Origin of the sequence: Hoyosella levis (assembly GCF_026008515.1) — a bacterium.
Taxonomy (GTDB): domain Bacteria; phylum Actinomycetota; class Actinomycetes; order Mycobacteriales; family Mycobacteriaceae; genus Lolliginicoccus; species Lolliginicoccus levis.
In genome coordinates this window covers 220,347-229,930 of the sequence record NZ_BQYM01000006.1, presented here as the reverse complement: position 1 = coordinate 229,930, position 9,584 = coordinate 220,347, and the positions used below count along the sequence as shown (strand labels likewise).

5 protein-coding genes are annotated in these 9,584 nt (G+C 68.6%); 3 read left to right on the top strand and 2 right to left on the bottom strand.

Features of this window, described 5'->3' with window-relative positions; translation table 11 throughout:
* The 3 genes from QC765_RS08725 to QC765_RS08715 form a co-directional block, all read left to right on the top strand.
* The coding region (locus tag QC765_RS08725) for an arabinosyltransferase C-terminal domain-containing protein (protein ID WP_278314047.1) at positions 1-1,836 on the top strand (1,836 nt) is incomplete at its 5' end.
* A gap of 221 nt (positions 1,837-2,057) precedes the next feature.
* A complete protein-coding gene (locus tag QC765_RS08720; protein WP_278314046.1) occupies positions 2,058-2,423 on the top strand; it encodes a metalloregulator ArsR/SmtB family transcription factor in 366 nt (121 codons plus the stop codon).
* On the top strand, positions 2,420-2,923 hold the full coding sequence (locus QC765_RS08715) for an SRPBCC family protein (RefSeq protein WP_278314045.1): 504 nt from the start codon (positions 2,420-2,422) through the stop codon (positions 2,921-2,923). Before QC765_RS08720 ends, QC765_RS08715 begins: the two co-directional genes overlap by 4 nt.
* A 220-nt stretch (positions 2,924-3,143) precedes the next feature.
* On the opposite strand, the gene QC765_RS08710 is transcribed toward QC765_RS08715, so the two are convergent.
* Both QC765_RS08710 and pks13 read right to left on the bottom strand, forming a co-directional pair.
* Complete coding sequence (locus QC765_RS08710) at positions 3,144-4,688, bottom strand: acyl-CoA carboxylase subunit beta (protein ID WP_278314044.1); 1,545 nt, start codon at positions 4,686-4,688, stop codon at positions 3,144-3,146.
* 13 nt (positions 4,689-4,701) lie between these two features.
* Positions 4,702-9,582 carry a polyketide synthase Pks13 gene (pks13, locus tag QC765_RS08705; protein ID WP_278314064.1) on the bottom strand — a complete coding sequence of 1,627 codons (4,881 nt, stop codon included), beginning with the start codon at positions 9,580-9,582 and terminating at the stop codon, positions 4,702-4,704.
* Positions 9,583-9,584: the final 2 nt, after the last annotated feature.

The window sequence follows — 9,584 nt, the reverse complement described above, 5'->3', positions numbered from 1 at the left end:
CTGTTCATCATCTTCTACGACCAGACCCTCGCCACCGTCACCGAGGCCTCCCGCCTCCGCACCGCCATCGGACCCTCCCTCGCCTGGTACGAGGAGTTCTTCCGCTACTCGGAGCTGTTCAGCCAGACCGCGGATGGCTCCCTCGCGCGCCGGATCCCGGTGCTGATGATGGTGCTGTCGATGTTCACCGCCGGCGCGGCGATCATCCATCAGGCCTCGAAGAGCCGCATGGCACGGGGCCCGTCGATCCGCCTCCTCGCCGTGACGCTCATGTCCTTCGGCTTCCTCGCCGCCACCCCCACCAAGTGGGTGCACCACTTCGGCGCGTTCGCCGGCATCGGCGCGGCCGTCGCGGCGCTCGGCGCGGTCGCCCTGACCACGGCGTTGTTCCAATCGCCGCGCAACAAGGTCCTCTACGGCTCGATCGTCCTGCTGCTCGCCGCCTACGCCGCGACCGGCCCGAACGGCTACTGGTACGTAGGCAGCTTCGGCGTTCCCTGGTGGGACAAGCGTCCCTCCATCAACGGCTATGTGCTGGCGACCGGCGTGCTTGCCATCGCCTTGGTGCTCCTGGTCATCGGTGCATTCATGTACCTCCGCCACACCGAGGCCAGGGGTCTGCGGCGCTGGTTCCTCATGCCGTTCCAGGCTCCGGTCGCTCTCGTCACCAGCGCGTTCGTTGTGTTCGCGATGCTGTCCCTGGCCAAGGGCGCGGTCTCGCAGTACCCCGCGTACTCGATCGCCCGGTCGAACATCGACGCGCTGCGCGGTTCGCCGTGCGCCCTGGCCAACGATGTGCTCGTCGAGTCCGACATCAATTCCGGATTCCTCCCCTCGGCTTCCGGCGCGGATCCGGAGGAAGCATTCGCCGGGCGGCTCAATACTGGCTTCGACCCCAACGGCATTCGTGTTGATCTCGTTCCCGAGGACGTCAACGTCGACGGCTCGGGCCCCTCCACGATTAATCCCGATGGCCCCCGCGTGGGGGGAGCCTCCATCACCACCGAGTTCCTCGACGAGCCCGGGATCAATGGTTCCCGCGTGACCCTGCCCTTTGGGCTCGACCCAGACCGCGTGCCCGTGCTGGGCTCGTTCACCGACTCGCAGACCGAGGTCATCGAACTGCTCACCGGGTGGTACGAGCTGCCCGAGCGGTCACCCGACTCGCCCCTCCTCGTCGTCACGGCCGCCGGCCTGATCGACTCCACCGATGCTGATGGCATCCGGGACTATGGCCAGACGCTCGAGGTCGAGTACGGGCGACGTGATGGCGACTCCTTTGATCCGATGGGGCGCATCCAGCCGATCGACCCCGGCCCCTCCCCCATGTGGCGCAACCTGCGCGTGCCCATGAGCGAGATCCCGGCCGAGGCCGACGTGGTGCGCGTTGTCGCCCGTGACCAGGACTTCGAGCCACGCCAATGGCTCGCGCTGACACCGCCGCGCGTCCCCGAGGTCAATACGCTGCAGGAGGTCGTGGGCAGCGAGCAGCCAGTGCTGCTCGACTGGACCGTCGGCCTGCACTTCCCCTGCCAGCAGCCCTACCTGCACATCAATGGTGTCGCGCAGCCCGCCGAGTACCGCATCACCCCGGACCGAGGCGTCATCGCTGGCGCGAACTCCTGGGAGAGCCCCTTCGCCGGTGGCTCGCTCGGCCTGACCAACACCCTCAACGATGGCACCACCATGGCGACCTATCTCCGCGATGACTGGCGCCGCGACTGGGGCGAGCTCATCGACTACGACCGGTTCGTGCCCGAGGCCGTGCCCGCCGAGATCGAGCATGACACAGTGACACGCTCCGGGCTCTGGTCGCCTGGCCCGATCGTGCCGTAGCCCGCTGGTGGCTGGCGGCCGCCCGCTTGGGAGCCGACCGCGAGCCTGCCGCAACGCGCCAAACGCGATAGAAACCTCCGGGAATCCCAGGAGTTTTCTATCGCGTTTGGCAGTTTCCCGTGCTTTTGGTCGACAGACCCCACCAGGCGCCACCATCACCGACGGCGATGCCGGGCGGCCACCCATCGACATATGAGTAACCATGTGGTTACATTAATGGGGTGAAGGTAGCCCACGCGGTCGCGGACCCGGTTCGCCGGGAGATCCTGGAGATGCTCCGGGAGGCATCCCTGACAGCGGGCGAGATCGCCGACCAGTTTCCCATCAGCAGGCCCGCCGTCAGCCGGCATCTCCGCATCCTGCGCGAGTGCGGGCTTGTATCCGAAGCCCCCAGCACCAACGACGGCCGCTCCCGGGTCTACCACCTGGACGCTCGTCCGCTGCAGGAACTGGATCGCTGGCTCGCCGGCTTCCGGTTCAGCTGGTCACAGGCGCTGGATGCCCTGGGGACAGAGGTCTACCGGACCCAGCGTGACCGACGAAGCGCGAGGATCGACAACCATCAGGAGAAGAGGAGCTCAGCATGACGAAGACACCAACCGGGCGGGTGATCGCGACAGCACTCGGCCCTGACCTGGTTCTGACGCGCTCGTTCCGCGCGGACATCGACGATGTCTGGGCCAGCATCACTGAATCGGAACGGACAGGCCGTTGGTTCGGAACCTGGACAGGCGACGCAGCGCCGGGCAATACGATCTCCGTCACGATGACATTCGAGGACGAAGGCCCGCCGATCGGCATGCGGATCGACAAGTGCGAGCCACCGTACGTTCTCGCCGTATCCGCGGAGGACGAGTACGGGAGCTGGCGGCTCGAAGCTCGATTGTCGACCGAGACCGACGGAACGTTGCTGACCTTCACCCAGCATGTCGACGATCTCGACTCCGTCAGTGGAACCGGTCCTGGTTGGGAGTACTACCTCGACAACCTCGTCGCTGCCACTACGGGAGCCTCGGCGCCGAGCTTCGACGACTACTACCCCGCGCTCAAGGAGTACTACGCCCAAGCCGCGGATGCCTGCCGATAAGAGCTGATCGACAGAGCCTTCCGCTTGGCGTCCGCCCACCGCTGGGAGCTGGCCGCCAGCCACGAGCCCGCCCGCCCACCGCTGGGAGCTGGCCGCCCAACGCCAAACGCGATAGAAACCTCCGGAAATCCCAGGAGTTTTCTATCGCGTTTAGCAGTTTCCCGTGCTTTTGGCCCCGCTGACGTACCAACGCCAGCCAGCCAATCAGCCAGCCAACCAATCAGCCAGGGTGCAGGGTGTGCTTCTTCACCGGCCGCTGCACGGTCTTGTCCCGCAGCGCGCGCAGGGCGCGGCGCAGCTCGAGGCGGGTGTCGGACGGGGCTATCACAGCGTCGATGTAGCCACGCTCCGCCGCGATGTAGGGGGTGGCGACGAACTCGTTGTAGTAGTCGATGAACTTGCGCCGCACCTCGGGCGCGCGCTCCCCGGCCTCGGCGAGCTCCTTGCGCTTGAGCAGCACCACGGCTCCCTCGGCTCCCATGACGGCGATGCGCGCGGTGGGCCAGGCGAAGTTGAGGTCGGCCCCGAGGTTCTTGGAACCCATCACCGCGTATCCACCTCCGTATGCCTTGCGCACCACAACGGTCACCTTGGGCACATCCGCTTCGAGGTAGGCGTTGAGGATCTTCGCACCTCGCCGGATGATTCCGTTGCGCTCCTGCTCGAGCCCGGGCAGGAAGCCCGGCACGTCGACGACGCACACGATGGGGATCTCGAAGGCGTTGCAGAACCGGATGAACCGGGCGGCTTTCTCGGCGGCGTCGATGTCGAGGGCACCACTGAGGTGGAACGGCTGGTTGGCGAGCACTCCGACGGTGCGGCCGTCGATGCGGCTATAGCCGACGAGGAGGTTGCGGGCGAACTCCGGGGAGATCTCCGTGAACTCGCCATCGTCGAAGATGTAGCGGAGGATGTCATGCATGTCGTACGCCGAGTTGTCCGCGTCGGGCATGAACGAGTCGAGCGCGATGTCGGAGTCCGTCTTCTCCGGCTCGAGGTCGGGGTTGACGATGGGGCCGGGCTCGTTGCAGTTCGACGGCAGGTAGCCGAGGAGCCCGCGAACCCACGCGAAGGCATTCGCCTCGGTGCTGGCGACGTGATGGACGGTGCCGTACTCGGCCTGCTTGCGGGCGCCACCGAGCTCCTCCGCGGAGATGTGCTCGCCGGTGACGGCACGGATCACCTCGGGGCCGGTGATGAACATGTAGGACTGGTCCTCGACGGCCACGATGTAGTCGGTGATGGCCGGTCCGTACACCGCGCCGCCCGCGCACTTGCCAAGCATGACGGAGATCTGCGGCACGAGCCCGGAGAGCTGGATCTGGCGTCGCCCGATCTCGGCGTAGAAGGCGAGGGAGGTGACGGCTTCCTGCACGCGGGCGCCACCGGAGTCGTTGATGCCGATGACGGGGCAGCCGACCTTGAGGGCCATGTCGAGCGCGGCGCAGACCTTGCGGCCGAACATCTCGCCAAGGCTGCCGCCGAACACGGTCTGGTCGTGCGAGAACACGACGACTGGCCGACCGTCGATGAGTCCGTGCCCCACGACGACGCCGTCGCCATAGGGGTTGTCCGCGGAGCCGGGGGCCTTGACGAGCGCACCGATCTCCACGAATGTGCCGTGGTCAAGCAGCGCGTGGATGCGTTGCCGGGGCGAGGGCAGGCCCTTCTCGTCGCGCTTGGCGATCGCCCGGGGGTTGCCCGGATCCTGCGCCTTGTCGAGGCGTGCACGCAGGTCGGCAAGCTTCTCGGCTGTCGTGTTCACGCGCGGCAGCTCCTCACTCTGGGGAACGGTGGGCTTCGATCTCGTCAAGCTTGCCAGAGAGGTGCTCGGCGACACGGGCAATGACAGGCTCGTCGACCACACCGAGATGATCGCCGGTGAGCTGCACGACCTCGAGGTCTTGCGCCACTGGCCCCCATCCGCCGTCGGGGGCGATGTTGGCGAAGCGCGGCTCGAGCTGCACGGCACCGTCGTGCATGCGCTCGGCCTTGTACAGCACCACTGGCCCGTCGTATTCCTCGGGCTGGAGCTTCCAGGCCGCGCGATTGTCCAGGTAGGAGGCGCGCTGGTGCTCGATGATGCCGCCACTGATCGTGTGGTTGGTGCCCTTGAGCTGGTCGAGCATGATGCGGATCTGGCCGGCGTCGTCGGTCTGGACGAGCTTGTCGATGGGCAGCTCGGGCTCGAAGCCGTAGTTGACCTTGGCGAAGTCGGCGAACCGCTTCCACCGCAGCTCGATCTCCTCGGGCGTGTCGGGGATCGGCTCGGACGGGAAGACCGTGTCGAGCAGGCCGAGCAGTGCCACGTCCTCGCCCTCCGCGCGCAGTCGGTGGGCCATCGTGTAGGCGAGTGCGCCGCCGAATGACCATCCGGCGAGCACATACGGCCCGTGTGGCTGGATCTCCCGCAGCGCGGGAAGGTAGTGGTCGACGCGTTCCCCGAGGGGCCCGTCGATGCGCTCGAAGCCGTAGACGGGCACGTCGGCGGGGAGCCGCTTGGTCAACGGCTCGTAGACCACTGTCGATCCGCCGGCCGGGTGGAACACGAACACTGGAACGCGGGTGCTGCCGTCCTTGCGGGGCCGCAGGGTGCGCACGAGCCCCACATCGCCCTCGAGGTGATCGCGCACGAGGTCGGCGAGGCGCTCGATGCTGGGTGCCGCGCGGAGCTGCTCGACGGTGATGTCGCCGCCCGCGCGATCGGAGAGGCGTTGCGCGAGCCTCTCGGCGGTGGCGTCGTCAACGCTGGGCAGCGGGTTGAAGATGCCTCCGGCGGACTTGCCGGTGATGGTGGCCCACTGGGCGAACGCGAGCCGCTCGGCGGCGTCGCGAGGTGGCACGTCGAGCCCGGCTGCCTCGGTGACGCTGCGCTGGTCGGTCGCCTGGCTGGGCGATTCCGCGCTGGGATTCTCTGCGCCGATCGTGGTGGCCTCGGCCGGCGCAACAGCTGGCGCGGCAGGGGCTTCCTCGATGGTGGCCACGTCGACGGGGGCCGCGCCGCTTTGCTGCTCGGCGGCGAGCTCGGCGACCTTGTCGGGATTCTCGATCGCGTAGACGAGGTACTTCTCGACATCGTCGAGGCTCGCGTCGCGCAGCGCCTGGACCTGCAGCTGCGGGATGCTGAACTCGTGCTCGACGCGGTTCTTGATGCGCACGGCCATCAGTGAATCGAGTCCAAGCTCCACGAGGGAGATCTCGGCGGGCAGGTCCTCGGCCGCGTAGCCCATGGCTTCGGCGATGATGCGGGTGAGGCGCTCGCGCACGGGCTCGCCGCTGGCGGGGTCCCATTTCTCCGGGGCCTGGGCGAGGAGCTCCGCGGGCTCGGTGTCGGCGGCCCTCGCCACATGCTCGGTGCCGCCTGGCCGGGCAAAGGTCTCGGGGGCGCTGAGGGGGCCGCCCGCGGTGACGACTCCGTCGGCGAGCAGGACGAAGTCCTCGCCCTGCCTGCTGTATACGCGCAGCGAGGCGCCACCGGGGTGCGGATGCATCATGGTGGTGAGCGTTCCGCTGCTGGGCAGGCCAGCGTGGTAGATGACCGCGCCGAGCGTGACATCGCTCAGCACTTCGCGGGCGGCGGCCTGGATGAGCGCGTCGATGTCGTGGACGGCTTGGGACTGGACCTCCCAGACATGCTGCCCATCGGGCAGGGCGACGTGCGCGCCGGGCATGCGCTGGTCCCCGCCGCTGCTGGCGCGGGCGGCGGTCCAGTGCTCGCGCCGCAGCCAGGCGGTGCGGGGCGGGCTGGCGTAGGCGCCGGGCGCCACCATCCGGGACAGTGCCACGGGGTGCCCATGGACGTAGAGCTGCGCGACCGCTCCGGCGAGCGTGGCGGCGCTGTCTTCCTTGCGGTTCTGGGTGTAGATGAGCTGCGGCTCGACGAGGCCACTGGCGAACGCGGAGGCAGCGACGGACATCAGCGCCACCGGGTGCGGGGCGAGCTCGACGAAAGTGGTGTGGCCGGCCGAGACGGTGTTCTGGACTGCGTTGGTGAAGAACACGGTGTACCGCATGTTCTTCGTCCAGTAGTCCTCGCCGTGGATGGGAGCGTTCCCGCGCGGGAAGACGGTTCCCTCATGGACGGAGGACGCGACGGCGCACTCGAGCGGGCGGGCATCGATGCCCATGATCTCGGCCGTGAGCTCGCCGAGGATGGGATCCATCTGCGCGGTGTGGCCGGCACCCTTGGTGTCGAGGACGCGCCCGAGCTTCTGCTCAGCCTCGGCGCGTGCCACGATCGCCTGGACCTCGGCATCCGGGCCGCCGATGACGGTCTGGGTGGGGGCGGAGTAGACGCAGATCTCGACGCCGGGATACTCGTCGCGCATGGCGGCGAGCTCGTCGGCGGAGTACTCGACGAGGGCCATCCGGCGGATGTTGTCGTCGGTGACGGCGGCCTCGGTCTCGCCCATGAGGCGGGCACGGGCGGTGATGACCCGTGCGGCGTCCTCCACGCTGAGCCCGCCCGAGACGGCTGCGGCGGCGACCTCGCCGAGCGAGTGCCCGAGCACCGCTGCGGGACGCGCGCCGGCCTCGCGCAGGGTCGCGGCGAGTGCTACCTGGATCGCGAAGATGGCAAGCTGCGCGGTCTCGACCTGGTAGCGGAAATCCTCGTCGAAGAACATTTCCTTGACGCTGTGCCCGGCCTCATCGATGAGCAGCGCATCGATCTCGTCGATGCGGGCAGCGAACACGGGGCTGGCCTCGTAGAGAGCGCGGCCCATGCCCGCGTGCTGGGAGCCGAACCCGGAGAACACCCAGACGGGCCCGTCGGCCGCGGGCGCGTCGGAGGAGAACACGCCGGGGCGCGGCTTGCCCTCTGCTATCGCGCGCACTCCAGCGATCAGGTCATCGCGGTTGTCGGCGACCACGGCGGCGCGGGACCGTCCGTGGTTGCGCTTGGCGAGGCTGCGCGCGAGCGAGGCGAGGTCCACGTCGCGGCCGGGGCCGTCCTCGAGCCATTCGAGGAGCTTCTTCGCGGCCAGGCGGCGCCGCGATGGCAGGCCGCCGGAGATCGGGAAGATGTAGGGGCCGTCGGCGAGCACGGGGATGTCGCTGGGGCCGGGCTCGGGCCGGGCGTCGGGCACGTATTCCTGCACCACGAGGTGCGCGTTGGTGCCGCCGAAGCCGAAGCCGGACACGCCCGCGGTGGCCTTGCCGGAGTAGCGGGGCCACTCGCGGATCTCGTCGACGACCTCGAGCTTGGCATCGTCGAACGAGATGTAGGGGTTGGGCCCGGCGAAGTTGATGGTGGCCGGGATGAGGTCATGCTGCATGGAGAGAATGACCTTGATGAGCGCGGCCGCGCCGGCGGCGGACTCGAGGTGGCCGAAATTGGTCTTCGCGGAGCCGAGCAGGGTGGGCAGCATCTCGTCGCGCCCGCGCCCGAGGACCCGGCCGAGGGCATCGGCCTCGATGGGGTCGCCGAGCAGGGTGCCGGTGCCGTGCGCCTCGACGTAGTCGACCTGGTTCGGCGCGATGCCGGCGTCCCGGTACGCGGCGCGCAGCACTGCCACCTGCGACTCGGGGTTGGGCGCGGTGAGTCCATTGGAGCGGCCGTCGGAATTGACGGCCGAGCCCTTGATGACGCCGAGGATGGGGTCACCGGCGGTCTCGGCCTCGTCGAGGCGCTTGAGGACGACGAGCCCACCGCCCTCGCCGCGCACGATGCCGTTGGCGTCGGAGGAGAACGCCTTGATGCGGCCATCGGGGGCGAGCACGCCCTCGATCTGCCCGAACCCGAGCGTGGCGGCCGGAGTGAGCAGCATGTTCACGCCGCCCGCGACCGCCATATCGGACTCGCCGAGGCGCAGCGACTGCACGGCTTGGTGGATGGCAACGAGGGACGACGAGCAAGCGGTATCCACCGAGACCGAGGGGCCACGGAAGTCGAAGGTGTACGAGACCCGGTTCGGGATGATCGACGAGGCCGTGCCGGTGAGCGCGTAGTAGTGCGCGCTCGTGGGGTCGCTCGCGGTCAGGAGGCTGTAGTCGTTGGCGGAGCTGCCGATGAACACGCCGACCTGGCGGCCCTTGAGGTCGCTGGCCGGGATGCGGGCATTCTCGAGCGCTTCCCAGGTGAGCTCGAGGGCGATGCGCTGCTGCGGGTCGACGTTCTCCACCTCGAGGGGCGACATCGCCCAGAACTCGTGGTCGAAGCCCTTCACGTCATCGAGATAGCCGCCGAAGGTGGGGGTGGCAGCGAGCGCGGCCGCGATGACCGGGTCGCCCGAGTACTCGTCCCAGCGGCCCGGGGGCAGATCAGTGATGGCATCGCGGCCCTCGGCGAGCAGCGTCCACATCTCCTCAGGGGTGCTCGCGCCCCCAGGGAAGCGTGTCGCGACGCCCACGATCGCGATGTCCACGTGGCCGAGTGGCCGCGGCCGCTCGCCGATGACGTCCGCGTCGGTTTCCGTGCTCGGCGGCGGGCCCTCGATGATGCGCTTGGCGAGCGACCCGATCGTCGGGTTCTCGTACGCCACGGTGGCGCTGAGGGTCATGCCGAGCAGCTCCTCGACCTCGCCGCTGAGCGCCACCGCATCGCGCGAGGACAGCCCGAACTCCTCCATGGGGCGCTCGGCCGAGATCTGGTCGAACGGTTGACCCGTAGCGGTGGCCACCCACTGGCGGATCCAATCGACCAGCTGGGAAACGGACATCT

Coding starts and splice junctions, on each gene's coding strand:
- QC765_RS08715 (WP_278314045.1), top strand. CDS start 2,420: ATGACGAAGACACCAACCGGGCGGGTGATCGCGACAGCACTCGGCCCT.
- pks13 (WP_278314064.1), bottom strand. CDS start 9,582: ATGTCCGTTTCCCAGCTGGTCGATTGGATCCGCCAGTGGGTGGCCACC.